At 70.0% G+C, this 19753-nt stretch carries 24 protein-coding genes; 16 read left to right on the plus strand and 8 right to left on the minus strand.

Going from position 1 to position 19753, the window contains the following annotated elements; genetic code table 11:
- Nucleotides 1–47 precede the first annotated feature (47 nt).
- The 3 genes from rplU to ACXJ1Y_RS02230 all read right to left on the minus strand — a co-directional run bounded on the left by rplU (nucleotide 48) and on the right by ACXJ1Y_RS02230 (nucleotide 1513).
- Nucleotides 48–362 (minus strand): 50S ribosomal protein L21, encoded by a 315-nt coding sequence (gene rplU / locus ACXJ1Y_RS02220; RefSeq protein WP_243953315.1) that lies wholly within the window; start codon nucleotides 360–362, stop codon nucleotides 48–50.
- A gap of 177 nt (nucleotides 363–539) precedes the next feature.
- On the minus strand, nucleotides 540–896 hold the full coding sequence (locus ACXJ1Y_RS02225) for a hypothetical protein (protein WP_463848555.1): 357 nt from the start codon (nucleotides 894–896) through the stop codon (nucleotides 540–542).
- On the minus strand, nucleotides 896–1513 hold the full coding sequence (locus ACXJ1Y_RS02230) for a YceI family protein (RefSeq protein ID WP_463848556.1): 618 nt from the start codon (nucleotides 1511–1513) through the stop codon (nucleotides 896–898). Before ACXJ1Y_RS02230 ends, ACXJ1Y_RS02225 begins: the two co-directional genes overlap by 1 nt.
- 130 nt (nucleotides 1514–1643) lie before the next feature.
- On the opposite strand from ACXJ1Y_RS02230, the gene ruvA reads away from it, so the two are divergent.
- The 13 genes from ruvA (at nucleotide 1644) to ACXJ1Y_RS02295 (ending at nucleotide 12582) form a co-directional block, all read left to right on the plus strand.
- Entirely contained in the window at nucleotides 1644–2261 is a 618-nt protein-coding gene (gene ruvA / locus ACXJ1Y_RS02235; RefSeq protein ID WP_463848557.1) for a Holliday junction branch migration protein RuvA, read from the plus strand.
- Between the two features lie 248 nt (nucleotides 2262–2509).
- On the plus strand, nucleotides 2510–2797 hold the full coding sequence (locus ACXJ1Y_RS02240) for a (2Fe-2S)-binding protein (protein WP_463848558.1): 288 nt from the start codon (nucleotides 2510–2512) through the stop codon (nucleotides 2795–2797).
- Between the two features lie 43 nt (nucleotides 2798–2840).
- Complete coding sequence (bfr, locus tag ACXJ1Y_RS02245; protein WP_463848559.1) at nucleotides 2841–3338, plus strand: bacterioferritin; 498 nt, start codon at nucleotides 2841–2843, stop codon at nucleotides 3336–3338.
- A gap of 80 nt (nucleotides 3339–3418) precedes the next feature.
- Nucleotides 3419–4216 carry a 4-hydroxy-tetrahydrodipicolinate reductase gene (dapB, locus tag ACXJ1Y_RS02250; RefSeq protein WP_463848560.1) on the plus strand — a complete coding sequence of 266 codons (798 nt, stop codon included), beginning with the start codon at nucleotides 3419–3421 and terminating at the stop codon, nucleotides 4214–4216.
- 123 nt (nucleotides 4217–4339) lie between these two features.
- Nucleotides 4340–4975, plus strand: coding sequence for a 2,3-bisphosphoglycerate-dependent phosphoglycerate mutase (locus ACXJ1Y_RS02255; RefSeq protein WP_463848561.1), 636 nt, complete (start codon nucleotides 4340–4342; stop codon nucleotides 4973–4975).
- Nucleotides 4972–5622, plus strand: coding sequence for an alpha-ketoglutarate-dependent dioxygenase AlkB family protein (locus ACXJ1Y_RS02260; RefSeq protein WP_463848562.1), 651 nt, complete (start codon nucleotides 4972–4974; stop codon nucleotides 5620–5622). The genes ACXJ1Y_RS02255 and ACXJ1Y_RS02260 overlap by 4 nt, the downstream gene beginning before the upstream one ends.
- Nucleotides 5623–5725: 103 nt before the next feature.
- Nucleotides 5726–6679 carry a hypothetical protein gene (locus ACXJ1Y_RS02265; RefSeq protein ID WP_463848563.1) on the plus strand — a complete coding sequence of 318 codons (954 nt, stop codon included), beginning with the start codon at nucleotides 5726–5728 and terminating at the stop codon, nucleotides 6677–6679.
- Between the two features lie 65 nt (nucleotides 6680–6744).
- Nucleotides 6745–7638 (plus strand): LysR family transcriptional regulator, encoded by an 894-nt coding sequence (locus tag ACXJ1Y_RS02270; RefSeq protein ID WP_463848564.1) that lies wholly within the window; start codon nucleotides 6745–6747, stop codon nucleotides 7636–7638.
- 102 nt (nucleotides 7639–7740) lie between these two features.
- On the plus strand, nucleotides 7741–8562 hold the full coding sequence (locus ACXJ1Y_RS02275) for a putative hydro-lyase (RefSeq protein WP_463848565.1): 822 nt from the start codon (nucleotides 7741–7743) through the stop codon (nucleotides 8560–8562).
- A gap of 201 nt (nucleotides 8563–8763) precedes the next feature.
- Nucleotides 8764–10035, plus strand: a complete 1272-nt coding sequence (locus ACXJ1Y_RS02280) for an MFS transporter (RefSeq protein WP_463848566.1) — start codon at nucleotides 8764–8766, stop codon at nucleotides 10033–10035.
- Nucleotides 10036–10049: 14 nt separating this feature from the next.
- Nucleotides 10050–10826: a LamB/YcsF family protein gene (locus ACXJ1Y_RS02285; RefSeq protein ID WP_463848567.1), complete on the plus strand. Its 777-nt coding sequence runs from the start codon at nucleotides 10050–10052 to the stop codon at nucleotides 10824–10826.
- Nucleotides 10823–11551 carry a 5-oxoprolinase subunit B family protein gene (locus ACXJ1Y_RS02290; RefSeq protein WP_463848568.1) on the plus strand — a complete coding sequence of 243 codons (729 nt, stop codon included), beginning with the start codon at nucleotides 10823–10825 and terminating at the stop codon, nucleotides 11549–11551. Before ACXJ1Y_RS02285 ends, ACXJ1Y_RS02290 begins: the two co-directional genes overlap by 4 nt.
- Nucleotides 11548–12582, plus strand: a complete 1035-nt coding sequence (locus ACXJ1Y_RS02295; protein WP_463848569.1) for a 5-oxoprolinase subunit C family protein — start codon at nucleotides 11548–11550, stop codon at nucleotides 12580–12582. The genes ACXJ1Y_RS02290 and ACXJ1Y_RS02295 overlap by 4 nt, the downstream gene beginning before the upstream one ends.
- A 62-nt stretch (nucleotides 12583–12644) precedes the next feature.
- Here ACXJ1Y_RS02295 and ACXJ1Y_RS02300 read toward each other — a convergent pair whose 3' ends face one another.
- Complete coding sequence (locus ACXJ1Y_RS02300) at nucleotides 12645–13067, minus strand: hypothetical protein (protein WP_342163830.1); 423 nt, start codon at nucleotides 13065–13067, stop codon at nucleotides 12645–12647.
- 137 nt (nucleotides 13068–13204) lie between these two features.
- Nucleotides 13205–13990, minus strand: coding sequence for a hypothetical protein (locus ACXJ1Y_RS02305; protein ID WP_463848570.1), 786 nt, complete (start codon nucleotides 13988–13990; stop codon nucleotides 13205–13207).
- 329 nt (nucleotides 13991–14319) lie between these two features.
- Here ACXJ1Y_RS02305 and ACXJ1Y_RS02310 point away from each other — a divergent pair, with 329 nt between their 5' ends.
- The 3 genes from ACXJ1Y_RS02310 to ACXJ1Y_RS02320 all read left to right on the plus strand — a co-directional run bounded on the left by ACXJ1Y_RS02310 (nucleotide 14320) and on the right by ACXJ1Y_RS02320 (nucleotide 16044).
- Nucleotides 14320–15354, plus strand: a complete 1035-nt coding sequence (locus ACXJ1Y_RS02310; protein ID WP_463848571.1) for an aspartate-semialdehyde dehydrogenase — start codon at nucleotides 14320–14322, stop codon at nucleotides 15352–15354.
- Between the two features lie 112 nt (nucleotides 15355–15466).
- Entirely contained in the window at nucleotides 15467–15754 is a 288-nt protein-coding gene (locus ACXJ1Y_RS02315; protein ID WP_463848572.1) for a ribbon-helix-helix domain-containing protein, read from the plus strand.
- A 29-nt stretch (nucleotides 15755–15783) separates the two neighbouring features.
- The gene (locus ACXJ1Y_RS02320; RefSeq protein ID WP_463850011.1) at nucleotides 15784–16044 is read left to right on the plus strand and encodes a type II toxin-antitoxin system RelE/ParE family toxin; all 261 of its coding nucleotides are present in this window, start codon (nucleotides 15784–15786) and stop codon (nucleotides 16042–16044) included.
- A 58-nt stretch (nucleotides 16045–16102) separates the two neighbouring features.
- Here the strand turns inward: ACXJ1Y_RS02320 and ACXJ1Y_RS02325 are convergent, their stop codons facing one another.
- Genes ACXJ1Y_RS02325 through ACXJ1Y_RS02335 form a run of 3 tightly spaced genes read right to left on the minus strand, consistent with a single transcriptional unit; the run spans nucleotide 16103 to nucleotide 19747 of the window.
- Complete coding sequence (locus tag ACXJ1Y_RS02325; RefSeq protein ID WP_463848573.1) at nucleotides 16103–16822, minus strand: ABC transporter ATP-binding protein; 720 nt, start codon at nucleotides 16820–16822, stop codon at nucleotides 16103–16105.
- Nucleotides 16815–18869, minus strand: a complete 2055-nt coding sequence (locus tag ACXJ1Y_RS02330) for a branched-chain amino acid ABC transporter ATP-binding protein/permease (protein ID WP_342163824.1) — start codon at nucleotides 18867–18869, stop codon at nucleotides 16815–16817. The genes ACXJ1Y_RS02325 and ACXJ1Y_RS02330 overlap by 8 nt, the downstream gene beginning before the upstream one ends.
- A gap of 5 nt (nucleotides 18870–18874) precedes the next feature.
- Nucleotides 18875–19747 carry a branched-chain amino acid ABC transporter permease gene (locus ACXJ1Y_RS02335; protein WP_342163823.1) on the minus strand — a complete coding sequence of 291 codons (873 nt, stop codon included), beginning with the start codon at nucleotides 19745–19747 and terminating at the stop codon, nucleotides 18875–18877.
- Nucleotides 19748–19753 lie beyond the last annotated feature (6 nt).

Consider the following 19753-nt stretch of genomic DNA (forward strand, 5'->3'; position numbering starts at 1 on the left):
GGGATCGCGCGGATCGCAGGCTTCCGGTCAGGAAAGCCCGCGCTCGATCACGCAGAAATGCCGGTGATGCGGACCACGGTGTGGTCCTGGCGGTGGCCGCGCTTGCGGCGCGAGTTCTGGCGGCGGCGCTTCTTGAAGGCGATGACCTTCTTGTCCCGGCCGTGACGGACGATCTCGCCCGTGACGTTGATGCCCGACAGGGTCGGCGCGCCGACCTGGGTGGCGCCTGCGCCGTCGGCGAACAGGAGGACCTCGCCGAAGGTCACGGCTTCGCCGGCCTCGCCCGGCAGGGTGGCGATGGTGATGGTGTCGTTAGCGGCGACGCGGTACTGCTTACCGCCCGTCTTGATGACTGCGAACATCGTTCTCTCGTGCTCTCGAACGGCCTCCGGGAGCCTTGCGGCGACCCTGGACCGGCTTCTTGTTTGAGTCATTGGCCGGGCCAAGCCGGACAACGCGAAGACGCGCGAAAACCTGCGAGAGGCCGCGCGTGCTGCGGGCTCTGTAGTGCGCGGAGCGGACGGCTGTCAATCCGGGGCTCAGCGGGTCAGCACGTCCCTGGCCACGGTCCCCGCCGGCCCGAACGCGTCGTAGGCGGCGTCGCACCACGTCGCCTGCCCGTCCGCCGCGAGGCGCTGCCGCAATTCGGTGGCCCGGCTGCGGAGCTTGGCTTCGAGGGCGGCCTCCTGCGCCGGCACGACCTTGGCGGCGAGGCGCAGGGTGGTGAGACGCCCCGCCTTGAGATGCGTGCGCGGGCAGTTCTGCTCGGCGAGGATCGTGGTCGCCGCCGCCTCGGCATAGGCGTCGAGGGGGCTGAGGGCCGCCGGCTGCTCGGCGGCGGAGGCGCCCGCGACGCCGAGGGACGAGAGCAGGACGAGGAGGATTCTCCGTGTCATCACGGCGCCGCCTTGAACTCGCCTGCGATGCGCAATGTCACCTCGTCGCCGACCATGGGCAGGAACGCGCTCACCCCGAAATCGGAGCGCTTGATGATCGTGCGCCCCTCGAAGCCGACCGTGTAGCGGCGGTCGACCGGGTTGGTGCCGGCCTGGGTGAAGGTGGCGTCCACCGAGACGGGCTTCGTCACGCCGCGCAGGGAGAGGTTGCCGGTGATGCGGGCCGTGGTGGGGCTCGTCGGCTCGACGCCCGTGCCCACGAAGGTCGCCTCGGGGAATTTCGCCGTGTCGAAGAAGTCCGGCCCGGCGAGGTGCTGGTCGAGGCGCTGGCTGCCGGTCAGCACGCCGCTCAGGGGCACCGTGGCGGTCAGGCGGCTCTTGGCCGGCGCCTTGGGGTCGAGGTCGAGGCGGGCGCTCACCCCGGTGAACTGGCCGTAATAGGTCGAGTAGCCGAGGTGGTTGACCGACCATGTGATCTTCCCGTGGTCGGGATCGAGCACGTAGGCGCCCGCCCGGACCTGATTCGGATCCTGGGTCGGGTCGGCGGCCTGATCCTGCGCGAGGGCTCCGGTCGCGTGCAGGAGAAGGGCCGCGAGGGCGAGGGCGGTGGCGCGCATCTGGGCTCGTCGATCGGTCTGGCCTGGACGGGCTCTTTCCACGAAGCCGCCCGCCACTCAAGGTTCACCCGTCCGTTCCCCTTTCGGCCGCCGTGCTCTATCCCCCCGGGATCGGACGGATGGGCAGGGCATGATCGGCAAGCTGAAGGGCGTGGTCGATTCCTACGGCGAGGATTTCGTGATCCTCGACGTGCAGGGGGTGGGCTACGTGGTGCATTGCTCGGCGCGCACGCTCCAGCGCCTGCCGGAGGCGGGGGAGGCGACCGCCCTGTCGATCGAGACCTTCGTCCGCGAGGACATGATCCGCCTCTACGGCTTCCGCTCGGATGCGGAGCGGGAGTGGTTCCGCCTGCTGCAGACGGTGCAGGGCGTCGGCGCCAAGGTCGCCCTCGCGGTGCTGTCGGTGCTGGAGCCGCCGGCCCTGGCGAGCGCCATCGCCACGGGGGACAAGGGCGCTGTCGCCCGCGCGCCCGGCGTCGGGCCTCGCCTCGCCGCGCGCCTCGTGGCGGAACTGAAGGACAAGACGCCGGCCTTCGCCCCCATCGATCCGGCCCTCGTCGCCCTTTCCGGCGCGGTGGAGGAGGGCCATGCGCCCCAGCCGGTGAGCGACGCGATCTCGGCCCTCGTCAACCTCGGCTACCAGCAGGCCCAGGCTTCGGCCGCCATCGCCACCGTCATGAAGGGCGCGGGCGAGGGGGCGGAGGCCAAGGTGCTGATCCGCCTCGCCCTGCGGGAACTCGCCCGCTAGTTGCGCGCGGAGGCCGCCCGAACGCTCATCGGCACAGCGAGAATGCGCTGACACCGGGGCGTCATGCACCCGTGCGATCCCTTCGGCCGAGGCGCCGGATGGACCGTTCATCGGGGGGGGCGTGAAGAGGTCGCGCTTGACCTGACGGCCGCGCGCTGCCATCTCCCTCTCGCGCTAAGGGATTGAAACTCCTGTAGTTTTTAAGAATTCCAAACTGCGCACGACCGGAAGATGGATTTAACGATCGCATGATCGTCTGCTCCTGCAACGTCCTGTCGGACGGCGCCGTCCGCGATTGCCTCGGCCCCGGACCCGGCTGTCCGCGCACCCCCGCGCAGGTCTATGCCTGCCTGGGTTGCAGCCCGAAATGCGGACGCTGCGCCCGCACGATCCGCGAGATCATGCGCAGTGCCCTCGGGGGCGTCGTGGGCGAAGACATCGCCGCCGCGGAACCCGCCCATGCCTGCACGACCGCTTGCGCTAGCGCTTGTACTCTGGTGAAGGTCCAAAAAGCGGAGGAGCGGGTCGGCGCCTGATGGGGCGCGTCGTCCTCCGAGGACAGTCTCGGGGAGTACGGGGATGAAGGGCGACACCAAGGTCATCGAGTATCTCAATCGCGGCCTGCGCAGCGAATTGACCGCGGTGAGCCAGTATTGGCTGCATTTCCGCATGCTCAACGACTGGGGCTACGTCGAACTGGCGAAGTTCTGGCGCAAGGAATCCATCGAGGAGATGAACCACGCCGACCGGTTCATCGACCGGATCCTGTTCCTCGACGGCTTCCCGAACCTGCAGGAACTGGATCCGCTGCGCATCGGCCAGAACGTCGAGGAGATCCTGCACAGCGATCTCGCCGCCGAGAACGAGGCGCGCTCGCTCTACCTCGAAGCCGCCAAGTACTGCGATTCTATCAACGACCGCGTGTCGAAGCGCCTGTTCGAGGATCTGGCCGAGGACGAGGAAGGCCATATCGACTTCCTCGAGACCCAGCTGGAGCTGATCAAACAGATCGGCCTGCCGCTCTACGCACAGAAGCACATCGGCGGCCTGGAGCAGATCGCGCCCGAGAAGGAGTGAGGCCGCAAGGCTTTCTCCGCGCGAACGGGTTCCGCCTCCGGGCGGAGCCCATGGCAATTTCCTAGACGGACAGGTTCGACATGCGGCTCGTCGTGGTCGGCGCCGACGGGCGCATGGGGCGGATGCTGATCCGCGCGGTGGCGCAGGCCGAGGGGTGCAGCCTCGCGGCCGCCATCGAGCGGGAAGGCTCGGCCACGATCGGGCAGGATGCCGGCACCCTGGCGGGCCTGCCGGCTTTGGGCGTCCCGGTGACGGACGATCCGCTGCGGGCCTTCGCCGCCGCCGACGGCGTGCTCGACTTCACCGCGCCGGCCGCGACGGTGCATTTCGCCGAACTCGCGGCGCAGGCGCGCATCGTCCACGTCGTGGGCACGACTGGCCTGTCGGAGAACGACCTCGCCAAGCTGAAGGCCGCCTCGTATCACGCCCGCATCGTGCGCTCCGGCAACATGTCCCTCGGTGTGAACCTGATGGCGGCTTTGGTCCGCAAGGTCGCGGCGACGCTCGGCGCGGAGTTCGACATCGAGATCCTGGAAATGCACCACCGGATGAAGGTGGATGCCCCCTCCGGCACGGCGCTCCTGCTGGGCGAGGCCGCCGCCGAGGGACGGGGCGTCGACCTGCCGGCCGTGCGCGTCTCCACGCGGGACGGCCATACAGGCGCGCGCAAGCCCGGCGACATCGGATTCGCGACCCTGCGCGGCGGCTCGGTGGTGGGCGACCACAGCGTGCTCTTCGCGGGCGCCGGCGAGACCCTGACGATCACCCACCACGCCGCCGACCGGGGCCTGTTCGCGAACGGCGCGGTGAAGGCCGCGCTCTGGGCGCAGCCGAAGCCACCGGGCCTGTATTCGATGGCGGACGTGCTCGACCTGTAAACGGCCACGCTCTTTTATAACCGTAAGCGGATCACCACCCTTTGGGCTCCGGCCTGGGGCTGTTACGAGCCCCTCGCAACAGCGGCATATCCGCCGCCGATCAGAGACCGAAGAGACCCGATTATGGAGCGCCTGCTCGTCCTCGCTCGCCACGGCCAGAGCGAGTGGAACCTCAAGAACCTGTTCACGGGCTGGCGCGACCCCGGTCTCACCGACCGCGGCGTCGAGGAGGCGGTGAAGGCCGGGCGCTGGCTCAAGGGCGAGGGCTACGGCTTCGACGTCGCCTTCACCTCGAACCTCGGCCGCGCGCAGCGCACCTGCGCCCTGATGCTGGAAGAGATGGGCCTGTCGAACATCGAGGTGCTGCGCTCGCAGGCCCTCAACGAGCGCGATTACGGCGATCTCTCCGGCCTGAACAAGGACGACGCCCGCGCCAAGTGGGGCGCGGAGCAGGTCCATAACTGGCGCCGCTCCTACGACGTGGCGCCCCCCGGCGGCGAGAGCCTGAAGGACACCGCCGCCCGCGTGCTGCCCTACTACATCGAGACCATCCTGCCGCGCGTCATGGACGGGCAGCGGGTGCTCGTGGCCGCCCACGGCAACTCCCTGCGCGCCCTGGTGATGGTGCTCGACCATCTCGGCCCGGCGACCATCGCCGGCCTGGAGATCGCCACCGGCGTGCCGCTGGTCTACCGCCTCAACGCCGACACGACGGTGGCCTCGAAGTCCGTCCTGGAACGCGACATCGACGACGCGTGAGCGTCGAACTCCGCCCCGGCCTGATCCATCATCCAGGCTTCCTCGACGAGGCGGCCCGGATGCGGCTGGCCGGGGAGGTGGCGGCGGTGCTGGGGGCGTCGCCGCCCTTCACCCCCCGGATGCCGCGCACGGGCAAGCCGTTCTCCGTGCGCATGGGCAATGCCGGGCCGCTCGGCTGGGTCTCGGACGAGCGCGGCTACCGCTATCAGCCGACCCACCCGGAGACGGGCGAGCCCTGGCCGGCGATCCCGCCGACGGCGCTCGCGGCCTGGGACAACTTGGCGGGCGACGCAGCCCCGCCGGAAGCCTGCCTCATCAACCTCTACGGGCCGCAGGCGCGGATGGGCCTGCATCAGGACCGGGACGAGGAGGATTTCTCCGCCCCCGTCCTCTCCCTGTCCCTCGGGGCGCCGGCCCTGTTCCGCTACGGCGGACTCGCGCGCTCCGATCCGACCCGCTCCGTGCGGCTCCTGCCCGGCGACGCGGTGGTGATCGGCGGGGCCTCGCGGCTGGCCTTCCACGGAATCGACCGCCTTTATCCCGAACCCGGCCTGCTGGCGCAGGATCTCCTCCCCGGTCTCCTGCCCGCCGGCGGGCGCTGCAACCTCACCCTCCGGCGGGTGAGGCCGAGCCATGCGGTAACGTGAACCGCCGGAACCGGAATCGGTCGCTTGACTCCGGGCACGCGGCGTCGGACCCATCGTTCCCGTCCGTCCCCCCGTGGACGGCAGGTGGAGAGCGTTGAGTTCCATGCCGGTGCGCGATCTCAGGTGGTCTCTCGCGGCGCTCGTCGTCGCCGCCGGGCTGATCCCGGCATCGGCGGCGGACAGGGTGTTTCCAGCGGGCTCCCGCTTCGGCTTCGAGCCCCCCTCGGACATGGTGCTCTCGAAGCGCTTCGCCGGCTTCGAGCGCGAGGGCGGCGGGGCGACCGTCTCGGTGGTGGAACTGCCGCCGAACGCCTTCCCGGAACTCGTGAGCGGCTTCACCGACGCCAACCTGCGCAACCAGGGCTTCGCCGTCTCCAAGAAGGAGCCGATCAAGGTCGGCGACAACGAGGCGATGCTCTACACGGGCGAGCAGCCGAGCGATCCGGCCAACCCAGGCCAGACGATCCGCAAATGGATCACCGTCGTCGGCACCCCGACCGTCACCGGCCTCATCATCGCCCAGGCGACGCCGGAGGCCGAGACCGAGGAGACGATGCGCAAGCTCGTCACCGACATCGCCGTCCGCGCGCCCCTGTCGCTGACGCAGCAGGTCGATGCTCTGCCCTTCCGCATCGCCGACCCGGCGGGCTTCCGGCCGGTGCGCGTGCTGGCCGGCAATTCGGTCCTGCTGACCAAGGGCCCCAAGGACCAGATGCAGAACCTGGAGCAGCCGATCCTCGTGATCGCCCAGGCGGTGCAGCCCCCGCCCACGGCCGAGCAGCGCGACGCCTTCGCCCGCACGGCCCTCTACGCCAACCAGACCATGAAGGACTTCGTGATCGAGCGCGCCCAGAGCTACCGCTCGAACGGGGTCGATTGGCACGAGATCGTGGCGCGGGCGACCGACATGCCCACCAACAAGCAGGTGGTGGTCGCCCAGACGATCCGCTTCAACCCGGATGGCTACCTCCGCGCCGTGGGCGTGGTCCGCGAGGATCAGCGCGAGGGCGTGCTCGCCGCTTTCCGGCAGGTGGTGGACAGCATCCAGATCAAGTGAGACCCATGCGGCGCCGGGGCCTGAGACCTGCATAGGCCTAGGTAACGGTGCCGGACGGTCGCGCGATGGCGGATTTCCGCAGCTTGGAAGTGTTCTACTGGGTCGCCACGCTCTCCAGCTTCCGCCGGGCGAGCGAGCAGGTGAACACGACCCAGCCCGCCGTCTCGCAACGCATCGCCGCCCTGGAACACGAGTTCGGCACGCTGTTCGAGCGCCGCAGCCGCGACGTGGCGCTCACCGAGCGGGGCCGCGTGCTGCTGGGCTTCGCGGAACGCTTCCTCGCCCTGCAGGCCGAGATGGCCTCGGCCCTCGACGAGACCGGCCGGACCACGGGCACCCTGCGCCTCGGCGTCTCGGAGACCATCGTCCATCTCTGGCTGTCGCGCTTCATCGAGCGGATGCGGGCGGTGCATCCGGGAATCAGCGTCGACATCACCGTCGATATCTCGCCGAACATGCAGGCGGCCCTGGTCGCCAGCGAGCTCGACCTCGCCTTCCTCGTCGGCCCGATCACCGTGCCGAGCCTCGTGAACCGCCCACTCTTCGCGGTTCCGGTCGCCTGGATCGCGGCCCCCGGCCTCGTGCCGGACGAGGAGCCCCTGAGCCTCGGGGCGCTGATGCGCCACCCCCTCGTCACCTATCCCCGCAACACCAGCCCCTACGTGGAGTTGCGCGACCTCGTGCTGAAGGCGAACCTCCTGCCGAGCCAGATCCACACCAGCGCGTCGCTGGCCACCATCGTGAAGATGGGCGTCGAGCGACTCGGCATCTGCGTGATCCCGCCCGCCATCGTCCAGGACGAACTGGCCTCCGGCGCCCTGCGCATCCTGCCGACCGAGCAGGCCCTCTCGGACCTCACCTTCACCGCCACCCACGCCAAGCGCCCCGAGGGGCATTTCGTGGCCGACGCCGCCCGCATCGCGGAGGAGGTCGCGCGGGATTGGGCCGCCGCCCGATAAGGCCGGGTTATCGCCCGCCATTCGCAATAACGATTGGCGCGTAAAGCGGCAGGATGAAATCGTGTCTCATAAAGCGGCAAATCAACCGCCCGACAGGGAGACATGAGCGTGCTCGCGCAACCCGACGCCCCCCGTACGGCCCCGGCCTTCGACGACGCCCGCGCCGCCCGGCGGGCGATCCGCCACGGTGAATGGCGCGGCCACACGTCCGGCCTCGCCCCGGCCCATGTCCAGGGCAACCTCATGATCCTGCCGGCGGCGCTCGCCCCGGATTTCCAGCGCTTCTGCCAGCAGAATCCGAAGCCCTGCCCGGTGATCGGCGTCTCGCAGCCCGGTGCCCGCGACCTGCCGGCCCTCGGCGCCGACCTCGACATCGCCACCGACGTGCCGGGCTACCGGGTCTACGAGCACGGCGAGTTGGTCGCGGAGGTCCCGGACCTGACGCGGCACTGGCGCGACGACCTCGTGACCTTCGTGCTTGGCTGCTCCTTCTCGTTCGAGGCGGCGCTGATCGAGGCGGGCATCCCCCTCCGTCACGTCGCGGAAGGGCGCAACGTCGCGATGTACCGGACCTCGATCCCGACTGTGCCGGCCGGGCCGTTCCACGGCCCCCTGGTGGTCTCGATGCGGCCGATGAAGGCCGCCGACGCGATCAAGGCCGTGCAGGTGACGGCCCGTGTGCCCGCCGTCCACGGCGCCCCGGTCCATCTCGGCGACCCGAGCCTGATCGGCATCCGCGACATCGGGAAGCCCGATTTCGGCGACCCGGTCGCCATCGCGCCCGATGAGATCCCGGTCTTCTGGGCCTGCGGGGTGACGCCTCAGGCGGTGGCGATGGCTGCGCGCCTGCCCCTCTGCATCACCCATTCCCCCGGCTTCATGCTGATCACCGACCTCCTGAACCGGGACCTGCCGTACCGGTGAGCCTGAGAAAAGGAGCGCTGTGACCCTCCAGCGGGGTCGGCGGCTCTGGGTTCCGGGCTCTTGCCTGCGGCAAGCCCCGGAATGACGGCGAGGATTTTGATCATCAATCCCGTCATTCCGGGGCCGCGCAGCGGAGCCCGGAATCCAGAGCCGCCGACCTCCCCAACGAATCCGCCTCCCATCCCCGAAAGGACCCAGACCATGTGGTTGAAAGACACGAGCCCGCCGGAGCGCCGGGTGTTGGGTGCGGCCTTCGCCGGATACGGCGTCGATGCCTTCGATTACATGATCTATACCTTCCTCATCCCGACGCTCACCCTGGTGTGGGGGCTCACCAAGGTCGAGGCGGGCAACATCGCCACCGCCGCACTCGTCACCTCGGCCATCGGCGGATGGGCCGCCGGCATCCTCGCGGATCGCTACGGCCGGGTGGTGATCCTGCAGGCCACCGTGGCGTGGTTCACCGTCTTCACGGTGCTCTCCGGCTTCACCCACTCCTACGAGCAACTGCTCGTCACCCGCGCCCTGCAGGGCTTCGGCTTCGGCGGGGAATGGTCGGTCGGCTCGGTGCTGATCGCCGAGACGATCCAGGCCCGCTACCGGGGCAAGGCGGTCGGGCTCGTGCAATCGAGCTGGGCGGTCGGCTGGGCCTGCGCGGCCATCGCCTTCTGGGCGGTCTTCGCCCTGGCGGAGCCGGCCCAGGCGTGGCGCATCCTGTTCTGGCTGGGAGCCGCGCCCTCGATCCTGATCTTCTGGATCCGCCGCAACATCAAGGACCCGGAGATCTATAGGCAGACCCGCGCCGCCATGCACAAGGTCGGCGACGGCGGCAACTTCCTCGACATTTTCTCCCGCGACCTGATCGGCCGCACGGCCCTGGCGAGCCTCCTCGCGACGGGGATGCAGGGCGGCTACTACGCCGTCACCACCTGGCTGCCGACCTACCTGAAGACCGAGCGCAACCTCTCGGTGCTCAACACCAGCGGCTACCTGCTGATGCTGATCTTCGGCTCCTTCCTCGGCTACCTGACGAGCGCCTACCTCTCCGACCGGATCGGCCGACGCAGGGGCTTCATGCTGTTCGGCTTCTGCGCCGGCCTGCTCGTGCTCGCCTACACGCTGATCCCGATCACCGACACGGCGATGCTGTTCCTCGGCTTCCCTCTGGGCTTCTTCCTCTCCGGTGTCTTCTCCGGCATGGGCGCCTTCCTCAGCGAGTTGTTCCCGAGCCGGGTCCGGGGCTCGGCGCAGGGGTTCTGCTACAATTTCGGCCGGGCGACAGGCGCCGTCTGCCCCGCCCTCGTCGGCTATCTCAGCGCGTCGCTGACGCTGAGCGTCGCCATCGGCGTCGTGGCGGCCTCGGCCTATTGCCTCGTGATCCTGGCGGCGCTTCTCTTGCCTGAGACGGCCGGGCGCGAACTCGACTCACGGGTCGAGGCATCGGCTGAATCCGCCCCGGCGGCGATAGCCTGAGAGGAGTGACGACGATGGGAAACGTCGATCTCAACGCGGATCTCGGCGAGGGCTACGGGGCCTATGCCTGCGGCGACGACGCGGCGATGCTCGCCGTCGTCACCTCGGCCAACGTCGCCTGCGGCCTCCATGCCGGTGATCCCGAGATCATGGCGAGCACCTTCCGCCTCGCAAAGGAGAGGGGCGTGGCGGTAGGCGCCCATCCGGGCTTCCCCGACCTCTGGGGCTTCGGCCGGCGGCGGATGCCCTTCACCCCGGCCGAGATCGAGCGGCTGGTCGCGTATCAGGTCGGCGCGGCCGCCGCGCTCGCCGCCTATGCCGGCCATCGCATCACCTACGTGAAGGCGCACGGAGCGCTCGCCAACTTCGCCGCCGAGGACCGCGCCGTGGCGGATGCCATCGCGGGGGCGGTGCGGGCGGTGGACCGCAACCTCGCGCTGCTCGCCATCGCGCTCACCGCGCAGGTCCCGGCCGGCGAGGCGGCAGGCCTCGACGTGCACCAGGAGATCTTCGCGGATCGCGGCTACACCGAGGACGGCCAGCTCATCGCCCGCAGCCTTCCCGGCGCCCTCATCACCGACCGGGACGAGGCGGCGAGCCGGGTGCTCACCATGGTGCAAGAGGGCGCGATCCTGACCGCCTCCGGCCGGCACCTGCCGACGCCGATCCGCTCCATCTGCGTCCACGGCGATTCGGTCCACGCGGTCGGTACCGCCCGCGCGGTGCGGGCGAGGCTGGAGGGCGCGGGCGTCACCCTCGCGCCGTTCAAGCCCTCGAAAGCCTTGCCGTGAGCGCCGCGCCCCGCATCCTCGACGCGGGCGAGGCGGCCCTGGTGGTCGAGTTCGGCACGAGCGTCGATCCCGCGATCAGCGACCGCGTGCTCGCCCTCGACGACGCGCTCCTGGCCGACAGGCCGGAGGGCATCGCCGAGACCGTGCCGACCTACCGCTCGCTGATGATCCATTACGACCCGCTGGTCCTCGACCGGGACACCCTGGCGGGCCGCGTCCTGGCGCTCGCGGGCGGCGCGTCAAAGCGGGTTACGGCCCCGACCCGGTGGATCCTGCCCTGCTGCTACGGGGCGCCCCACGGGGAAGACCTCGCTTCGGTGGCCGGGCAGATCGGCCGGACGCCGGAGCAGGTCGCGGCACTCCATGCGGGGGCGACCTTCCGCGTCTACATGTACGGCTTCGCGCCGGGCTTCGCCTATTGCGGCGGCCTGCCGGAAGCCCTGGCGGTGCCGCGCCGGCCGAGCCCGCGCCCGCCGCATCCGGCAAACGCGGTGATGATCGGCGGCGGCCTCGCGGCGGTCGCCACCGTGCCGATGCCGACCGGTTGGTACGTCCTCGGCGCAACGCCCTCGCGCCTCTACGCGCCGGAGCGCGCGGAGAGCTTCTTCGTGCGCCCCGGCGACACGATCCGGTTCGAGCCCATCGACGCCGCGACCTTCGCACGGCTCGCCGAGCGGGAGGCGGCGGGCGAGCGGGTCGCCCGGCGGGAGGAGGGGGTTTCGTGAGCGTGCTGGCGATCGAGGCCGCCGGGCCCGGCGTGACCCTTCAGGATGGCGGCCGGAAGGGCTACCTCCGCTTCGGCATCACCGCCGCCGGGCCGATGGACCCGCTGATGTTCGCCACCGCCAACCGGGCGGTGGGCAACCCCCTCGACGCCACGGCGATCGAGGTCTCGACCGGGGGCCTCACCGTGACCGCGCCGGAGGGGCCGCTCGGCCTCGCCCTGGTCTCCGGCGGCTTCCGCGCGACCCTCGACGGCGAGGCGCTGCCGCCTGCCTGCGCGCTCACCCTCGAACCCGGCCAGACCCTCGCCGTGCGGGCGGGTCGCAGCGGCGCCTGGGGCTACCTCGCCGTGGCGGGCCGGCTCGACGTGGCGCCTGTCCTCGGCGCGACGGCCACCCACACCCGCTCGGGCCTCGGCGGCCTGGACGGGCGCGGGCTGCGGGCCGGGGATCGCCTCGGCGTCTCGGAAGCCCGCTCGGGCGACGGGGCGCCCCAGCGCCTGCTCGCCCCCTGGCTCGACCGCGACCCGTCGCACATCCGCGTCGTGCTCGGGCCGCAGGACGATTACTTTGCGGAGGATCAGGTCGCGGCCTTCCTCGCCGGGCCGTGGACGGTCTCGCCGCGCGGCGACCGGATGGCCTGCTTCCTCGACGGCACGCCGCTCACCCATGCGAAGGGCCACGACATCGTCTCGGACGGGGTGGCAATGGGGGCGATCCAGGTGCCGGGCAACGGCCTGCCGATCATCCTCATGGCCGACCGGCAATCGACCGGCGGCTATCCGAAGATCGCCACGGTGATCGGGCCGGACCTCGGACGGCTGGCGCAGGCGCAGGGGGGCACGCGCATCGCGTTCTCGAAGGTCTCCGTCGCGGAGGCCGTCGCGGCCCGCCGGGCTGAGGCCGAGGCCCTTCGCGGCGAGGTTCCGCGCGAACCGCTGCTGCGCACGGACTTCCCGGCGGAATTCCTGCTCGGGCTGAACCTCGTCGGCGGTGTCACCGACGGGTGTGACGGCATCGCCAAGGTCGCGTGAGCCCACGAAAAAGGGCGCGGACCCCTTCGGATCCGCGCCCTGCGTTGGGAAACCGCCGAACCTTAGTACGGGCGGCCGTAGAGCGGCGAGGTCGGGTCGAGCCGGTCCACGAAGGACAGGTCGACGTTGCGCACCGCGCTCGACCGGGCGCCGATGAACGGGCCGTTGGTGATCGGATCGGGCAGGATGCCGGCGCCGTAACGGTCGCTCGGGCCGTAGGGCGGGGTCAGGGCGTTCGAGGCCGCGATCAGGTAAGGGTTCGTGGCCGGGTTCCGCGACCCGCCGGCACCGGGAACACCGGAGGACAGCGGGACGTTGCCGGCATCGAGCCACGAGCGCGGACGGACGCGGATCGGGAGCGGGCGGCTGACCCGGTAGAACGGGCCGGGAGCGACACCGTCCTGAGCCTGGGCCGGCGCAGCGGTCACGGCGGAGAGGCCGGCAGCGGTGAGGGCGCCCAGGAGGGCGATCTTTAGGGAGCGCATGGCCGTCCTTCGGATGAGAGTGACATCATTGTGGCGGCCGAAGCTTAACAGTTCGCCGCCCTTGTGGAGAAGACGTTCGAGGGCCACCATAGTTCCGCTCGAATGGCTGCGCTTGTGCGCTTTGCCACATTGGTGCCTCAATTTTTCGTGGATGCCCGCCGCCGCTCGATGGAACCGGTTCGCCCGGCCGGATCTGAGTTAGCCGCACCAGGCACGTCGCAGGCGCTGCGGCCCTTGGCCTGCCGGAACAGGGCGCTGGCGGTGGGGTCCGACTGATCGTCGAAATCGAGCGCATCGAGGGTGCAGGCGAGTGCCTTCGGCTCGGCCGCGCCTCCGAGGGGCGCGCAGAGGAACCCGTCGATCCGCAGGCCCGCCTGGGCCAGGACGAAGCCGGTGCAGCTACGGGTGAGGGGGCCGGAGAGAGTCGCCTCCGCAATCTCCGCGGGCCCGAACCGGGTCGCGACGACACCGCGCGGGACGATCCGCGACAGGGAGAGGGGCAGCTCGCCCCGCGCGGCCATCGCCGCCCGGCGGGCCACGAGGACGAAGAGGCCGGGCGCCCGCTCGGCGCCGATGCCCCGCGTCACGGCGAGCCGCAACACCGGCGCTTCGAGGGCAGAGAAGCTGCCACGCCCGAGCACGTCCTCGCGCAGGCCGGTCTTCGGGTCGATGCGGCCGGGCTCGACGCGGACGGGGTCGATCCCGGGCTCCGCGAGGCGCAGGGGCGCCGTGCCGACGATGGCCGGCACCGCGCTCGTCCGGTCGAGCATCGGCACCGGCGCGGGGGCGGAGGGCATCCGCGCCGCGATGGCGATGAGGGCGACGATCAGGGACCCCACCGCGATGCGGATGGGCAGGCCGATCGCGGAGAACCCGCGCCCGGAGGGCCCCTCGTCCGCGTCGTCGATGGCTCCGATCCGCATGTGTGTCCCGTGTCCCTCGGCGCCCCGGCCGGCGTCACCCTGCACGGGGCGCAACGACCGAAGGGTTTCCGGGGCGGGGCTTTCACGGGACAGGGTGAATCGTTGCTTGCCGTCGCTGCGGCGCGGCCTTGCGGCCTTGACAGGCCCCCGCCTTCCTGTGCCTTGCTGGCGCCCTGGCCGTGGATGCCGGCCCCGCTGGGGACCGGGTCTGCGGCCGCGCCCGTTTGCGGGCGAGACGGACCGGCGCGAACGATCCGGACGCCGGCACGAACCCGAGGAGAGGCGCAACCCCCGGATCGTTCGGGGTTCAGGACGCGCGGAGACGAGAGATGGGTTACAAGGTCGCCGTCGTCGGCGCCACGGGCAACGTGGGCCGCGAGATGCTCGATATCCTGGCCGAGCGGGCTTTCCCCGCCGACGAGGTCGTGGCGCTGGCCTCGCGCCGCAGCCAGGGCCAGGAAGTCTCCTTCGGCGACAAGACCCTGAAGGTCAAAACCCTCGACACCTACGATTTCTCCGACACGGACATCTGCCTGATGTCGGCCGGCGGCGAGGCCTCCAAGGAGTGGTCGCCGCGCATCGGTCAGCAGGGCTGCGTCGTGATCGATAACTCGTCGGCCTTCCGCTACGACGCCGACGTGCCGCTGATCGTGCCCGAGGTGAATGCCGACGCCGTCGCCGGCTTCACCAAGCGCCACATCATCGCCAACCCGAACTGCTCGACGGCCCAGCTCGTCGTGGCCCTCAAGCCGCTGCACGACGCGGCGACGATCAAGCGCGTCGTGGTCTCGACCTACCAGTCGGTCTCCGGCGCCGGCAAGGAGGCGATGGACGAGCTGTTCCAGCAGACCCGCGCCGTCTTCACCGCCGGCGAGATCAAGCAGGGCGGCAAGTTCACCAAGCGCATCGCCTTCAACGTGATCCCGCACATCGATGTTTTCATGGAGGACGGGTACACGAAGGAAGAGTGGAAGATGGTCGCCGAGACCAAGAAGATGCTCGACCCGAAGATCAAGCTCACGGCCACCGCCGTGCGCGTGCCGGTGTTCATCGGCCACGCCGAGGCGGTGAACGTCGAGTTCGAGCGGCCTCTGTCGGCCGAGCGCGCGACCGAGATCCTGCGCGCGGCGCCGGGCATCCTCGTGATCGATAAGCGCGAGAACGGCGGCTACATCACCCCGCACGAGGCGGCGGGCGAGGATGCCACCTACATCTCCCGCATCCGCGAGGACGCGACGATCGAGAACGGCCTGAACTTCTGGTGCGTCTCGGACAACCTGCGCAAGGGCGCCGCCCTGAACGCAGTGCAGATCGCCGAAGTGCTCGTGAACCGCAAGCTCATCAAGCCGAAGTCGGCGGCTTAAGCCGCCAAACTCTCCCTTCTCCCTGCCGGGGGAGGGGAGATCGCTCTGACGGTCCCGCATGGCCGCGTCATACGAAGTATGATAGCGTATGAGCCCCTTTGGGAGGCGGATCATGCCGGACCTTGAGCGTCTGACGGTCACCGTGCCGGCCGAGATGGCAGTCAGCATCAGGAAGGCGGTCGAGGCCGGCGATTACGCCTCGACGAGCGAAGTCATGCGGGCCGCCCTGCGGGATTGGAAGACCAAGCGCGCCCTCCAATTGGACGAGTTGGCGGCTCTCAAGGCCGATATCGACCAGGGCCTCGCCGACGTGGCTGCAGGGCGTGTCAGGGACTTCGACTCCGATCGCATCGTTGCGCGGGGGAAAAAGCTATTAGCCGACCGCTCGTCCTCCGTCTGACCGAGGCGGCGGAGGCCGATCTCGCCTCGATCTGGAGCTATCTCGAATCCGAAGCGTCAGAGGACGTGGCCAACCGGATGATCGGCCGGATCGAAGGCGCGTGTCGCACGGCCTGCCAATTTCCGGAGTCGGGACCGGCTCGCGTGGCCCTGGCCATCGGGCTGCGCGTGACGTTCGAGGGTCGGTACGCGATCTACTACACCCATGACGAGGTCGCGCTCACGGTCGTCCGTGTGCTGCACGGTGCCCGCGATCTCGCCGCGCTCGTGGATCGGGGCACCTTTACCTGAGCGTGGTCAGCCTTCCCGTCATGGCGCGCACCGCGAAGCGATGACGGCGAGGCCCGCCTCAATGCCCGCCGAGATAAGCGGCGCGTACCGCCGGATCGCTCTTTAGCTGCGCCGCCGGGCCCTGGAAGCGGATGCGACCGTTCTCCAGCACGTAGGCGTGATCCGCCACGCCGAGCGCGGCCATGGCGAACTGCTCCACGAGGAGCATCGTCACCTTCTCTTCCTTCAGCTGGCGGATGATCCGGAAGACCTCCTCCACCAGCTTCGGCGCGAGGCCCATCGAGGGTTCGTCGAGGAGAAGGATCTCCGGCTTCAGCATCAGCGCACGGCCCATGGCCAGCATCTGCTGCTCACCACCCGAGAGGGTGCCGGCCAACTGGTTGCGGCGCTCCTTCAGGCGCGGGAACAGGGCGAAGGACCGGTCCCGGTCGGCGGCGACGTCGCCCTTCGGCCGCGAGCCCGTGAGGCGCGGGAAGGCGCCGAGCGTCAGGTTGTCCTCCACCGACAGCGTCGGGAACACCCGGCGCCCCTCCGGCGAATGGGCCAGCCCCTCGCGGGCGACATCGTGGCTTTCGAGGCCCGCGATGTCCTTGCCGTTCAGGCGGATCGTGCCCGAGCGCGGGCGGATCATACCCGACAGCGCCCGCATGGTCGTCGTCTTGCCGGCCCCGTTGGAGCCGATGAGCGTAACCACCTGGCCCTTCGGCACCTGGAAGGTCAGGCCATGCAGCACCTCGACCAGACCGTAGCCGGCGTGGAGACCCTGGACCTCAAGCATGGGCGGCCTCCGTGGTGGTGCCGCCCATTTCGCCGGGGGCACCGAGATAGGCTTCGATCACCTTCGGGTCGGCCTGCACCTCGCGGGCGCCGCCCTCGGCGATCTTGTGGCCGAAATCGAGGACGCTCACCCGGTCGCAGAGACCCATGACCACGTCCATGTGGTGCTCGATCAGGATGACGGTGATGCCCGCGTCCCGGATCTTGCGGATGATCGCCACCAAGTCGGCGATGTCCGGCGCCGTGAGGCCCGCCGCCGGCTCGTCCAGCAGCAGCAGCACCGGATCGAGCGCCAGGGCGCGGCCGATCTCCAGGAGGCGCTGCTTGCCGTAGGGGAGGTTCCTCGCCTCCGTCTGCGCCAGCGCGTGCAGCCCCATGAAGTCGAGGATCGCCATGGCGCGGGCGCGGGCCTCGCGCTCCTCCCGGCGGCGCCGGGGCGTACCGAGGATCGCGTCGAACAGCGTGCCCTTGAAGGTGTGGTGGAGGCCGACCAGCACGTTCTCCAGCGCGGTCATCTCGCGGAAGAGCTGCACGTTCTGGAAGGTCCGCGCCACGCCCGCGAGGGCGATCTCGGAGGGCGTGCGCCCGTCGAGGCGCTGGCCGCCCGCGACCGCGAGCGTCACCGTGCCGGCGGTGGGTTTGTAGATGCCGGTGAGCACGTTCATCATCGTGCTCTTGCCCGAGCCGTTCGGGCCGATGAGCCCGTGGATCGTGCCGGGCTTCACCGTCAGGTCGACGCCGGCCAGCGCCTTCAGGCCGCCGAACTGCATCAGCGCCTGATCGACCTTGAGAAGCGCCTCGGCCCCCGCATCCCCGCGCTGGGCGATGAGCGCCGAACCCTCGGCCGCCACGCTGCGGCCCTCGGCGGTGTGGGCCGGGCGGAGCGCCGGGATCATCTGGCGCAGGAAGCCCACGATGCCGTCCGGCAGATAGTAGACGACGAACAGGATCAGCAGGCCGAACACCGTCAGGCGGTAATCGGTCACGGATTCCATGGCCATCGTGGCCGGGAAGAACAGGATGCACAGCGCGACGGGGATGAGGATCGCGTAGCGGTTCTCACGCTTGCGCAGGAAGGCCTGCGCCCCGACGACCACGGCGGCGGCCGCGATGATGCCGGCCATGATCCGCACAAGCCCGATATCCGCCAGGATGTTCGGCATCATCACGATGATCACCGAGCCGATCAGCGGCCCGGAGCGCGACTTGCGCCCGCCCATGGTGACGGCGAGCAGGAACAGCACCGTCAGTTCGAAGCTGTAGGTGTTCGGCGAGACATAGCGCTCGGACCACGCGAACAGCGCCCCCGCGAGGCCGGCGAGGCCCGCCGAGACCACGAAGGCATAGACCTTGTAGCGGTAGACCGAGACGCCCATGCAATCGCAGGCGATGGGGGAGTCGCGCAGGGCCTCGAAGGCGCGGCCGAAGGGCGAGCGCACCACCCGGTTCACCAGCACGATGGTGGCGAGCAGGCAGGCGCAGACGAGGTAGTAGAACTCGAGCTTGCGCCCGGCCGAGCCCCAGGGGGCCTGCATCCCGATCAGCGAGAAATCGAGGACGCGCACCGGGGGCAGGGTGATGCCCAGCGGGCCGTTAGTGATCGGCGTCAGCTCGTTGATGAAGATCTGGATGATCGTGCCGAAGGCCAGCGTCACCATGGCGAGATAGGGCCCGCTCACCCGCAGCGCCGGCACCGCGAGGATCGCGCCGAAGGCGGCAGTGAGCCCGATCCCGGCCACGAGGCCGAGCCAGATGCCGATCTTGAAGTGGAAGAACAGGGCTGCGGCGGCATAGGCGCCGATGCCGAACAGGCCGGCATGGCCCAGCGAGACCTGGCCCGTGTAGCCGACGACGATGTCGAGGCCGAGGATCAGTATCGCGTAGATCGCGATCACGATCATCAGGTGCACGTAATAGGTGCTCGTGACGACGTGCGGGAAGCCGGCGAGGAAGGCGACGAGCAGCAATCCCCCGACCCAGCCGATGCCACGGCTGAGGGATGGGGTGGCGGCGGGCTCGGCCGCCGGCGCGAGGGCGGTGTTCGCCATGGCGGTCAGACCTTCTTGATCACGGCCTTGCCGAACAGGCCGACCGGGCGAATCGAGAGCACGACGAGGAGAAGGATCAGGCCCGGCACGTCCTTGTAGCCGGTCGAGATGTAGAAGCCGGTCAGCGTCTCCGCGACGCCGAGGATGAGGCCGCCGACGATGACGCCGAGGCCGGATTCGAGGCCGCCGATGATCGCCACGGCGAAGGCCTTGAGCGCCAGCACCGAGCCCATCGTCGCGCCCGTCAGGGTGACTGGCGCCACCAGCACGCCCGCGAAGGCGGCCGTCATGGCGCTGATCGAGTAGGAGAGGGTGATGACGCGCTTGGTGTTGATGCCCATCAGCCCGGCCGCGTCGATGTCGTTCGAGGTGGCGACGACCGCCTTGCCCCAGATCGACTTGCGATTGAAGATTTCGACCGCGAGCATCATCAAGAGCGCGCCGCCGACGATCAGCATCTCCATGGGGAGGATGCGCACGCCGCCGATCTCGATCGGAGCGTCGGGGAGCGGGGAGGGGAAGGGCAGGTCGTCCCGGCCCCAGATGTTCTCGGCGACGTTCTTGAAGATGATGCCCAGCGCGATGGTGGCCATGATCCACCCGTATTCGGACTTGATCGCGATGGCGGGCCGCACGCCCAGCCGCTCGACCACGGCGCCGAGGCCGAAGCCGAAGACGAGGACGAGGGGGATCATCAGCCAGTAGCCGGTGAAGGGCACCAGCGTGAGGCCGAACAGGGCGCCGACGGCCAGCGCCTCACCCTGGCCGAAGTTCAGGGTCTTCGACGTGGCGAAGGTGAGCTGATAGCCGAAGGCGATGGCGGCATAGATCATGCCGACCGCGACGCCCGAGGCCACGAGTTGCAGGAAGATGGTCATGGACGG

It is taken from the genome of Methylobacterium sp. TK26 (assembly GCF_055361565.1).

Excerpts from the sequence above, each read along its gene's own strand:
- rplU (WP_243953315.1), bottom strand. The coding sequence starts at position 362 with ATGTTCGCAGTCATCAAGACGGGCGGTAAGCAGTACCGCGTCGCCGCT.
- ACXJ1Y_RS02225 (WP_463848555.1), bottom strand. The coding sequence starts at position 896 with ATGACACGGAGAATCCTCCTCGTCCTGCTCTCGTCCCTCGGCGTCGCG.
- ACXJ1Y_RS02230 (WP_463848556.1), bottom strand. The coding sequence starts at position 1,513 with ATGCGCGCCACCGCCCTCGCCCTCGCGGCCCTTCTCCTGCACGCGACC.
- ruvA (WP_463848557.1), top strand. The coding sequence starts at position 1,644 with ATGATCGGCAAGCTGAAGGGCGTGGTCGATTCCTACGGCGAGGATTTC.
- ACXJ1Y_RS02240 (WP_463848558.1), top strand. The coding sequence starts at position 2,510 with ATGATCGTCTGCTCCTGCAACGTCCTGTCGGACGGCGCCGTCCGCGAT.
- bfr (WP_463848559.1), top strand. The coding sequence starts at position 2,841 with ATGAAGGGCGACACCAAGGTCATCGAGTATCTCAATCGCGGCCTGCGC.
- dapB (WP_463848560.1), top strand. The coding sequence starts at position 3,419 with ATGCGGCTCGTCGTGGTCGGCGCCGACGGGCGCATGGGGCGGATGCTG.
- ACXJ1Y_RS02255 (WP_463848561.1), top strand. The coding sequence starts at position 4,340 with ATGGAGCGCCTGCTCGTCCTCGCTCGCCACGGCCAGAGCGAGTGGAAC.
- ACXJ1Y_RS02265 (WP_463848563.1), top strand. The coding sequence starts at position 5,726 with ATGCCGGTGCGCGATCTCAGGTGGTCTCTCGCGGCGCTCGTCGTCGCC.
- ACXJ1Y_RS02270 (WP_463848564.1), top strand. The coding sequence starts at position 6,745 with ATGGCGGATTTCCGCAGCTTGGAAGTGTTCTACTGGGTCGCCACGCTC.
- ACXJ1Y_RS02275 (WP_463848565.1), top strand. The coding sequence starts at position 7,741 with ATGAGCGTGCTCGCGCAACCCGACGCCCCCCGTACGGCCCCGGCCTTC.
- ACXJ1Y_RS02280 (WP_463848566.1), top strand. The coding sequence starts at position 8,764 with ATGTGGTTGAAAGACACGAGCCCGCCGGAGCGCCGGGTGTTGGGTGCG.
- ACXJ1Y_RS02285 (WP_463848567.1), top strand. The coding sequence starts at position 10,050 with ATGGGAAACGTCGATCTCAACGCGGATCTCGGCGAGGGCTACGGGGCC.
- ACXJ1Y_RS02300 (WP_342163830.1), bottom strand. The coding sequence starts at position 13,067 with ATGCGCTCCCTAAAGATCGCCCTCCTGGGCGCCCTCACCGCTGCCGGC.
- ACXJ1Y_RS02305 (WP_463848570.1), bottom strand. The coding sequence starts at position 13,990 with ATGCGGATCGGAGCCATCGACGACGCGGACGAGGGGCCCTCCGGGCGC.
- ACXJ1Y_RS02310 (WP_463848571.1), top strand. The coding sequence starts at position 14,320 with ATGGGTTACAAGGTCGCCGTCGTCGGCGCCACGGGCAACGTGGGCCGC.
- ACXJ1Y_RS02315 (WP_463848572.1), top strand. The coding sequence starts at position 15,467 with ATGCCGGACCTTGAGCGTCTGACGGTCACCGTGCCGGCCGAGATGGCA.
- ACXJ1Y_RS02325 (WP_463848573.1), bottom strand. The coding sequence starts at position 16,822 with ATGCTTGAGGTCCAGGGTCTCCACGCCGGCTACGGTCTGGTCGAGGTG.
- ACXJ1Y_RS02330 (WP_342163824.1), bottom strand. The coding sequence starts at position 18,869 with ATGGCGAACACCGCCCTCGCGCCGGCGGCCGAGCCCGCCGCCACCCCA.
- ACXJ1Y_RS02335 (WP_342163823.1), bottom strand. The coding sequence starts at position 19,747 with ATGACCATCTTCCTGCAACTCGTGGCCTCGGGCGTCGCGGTCGGCATG.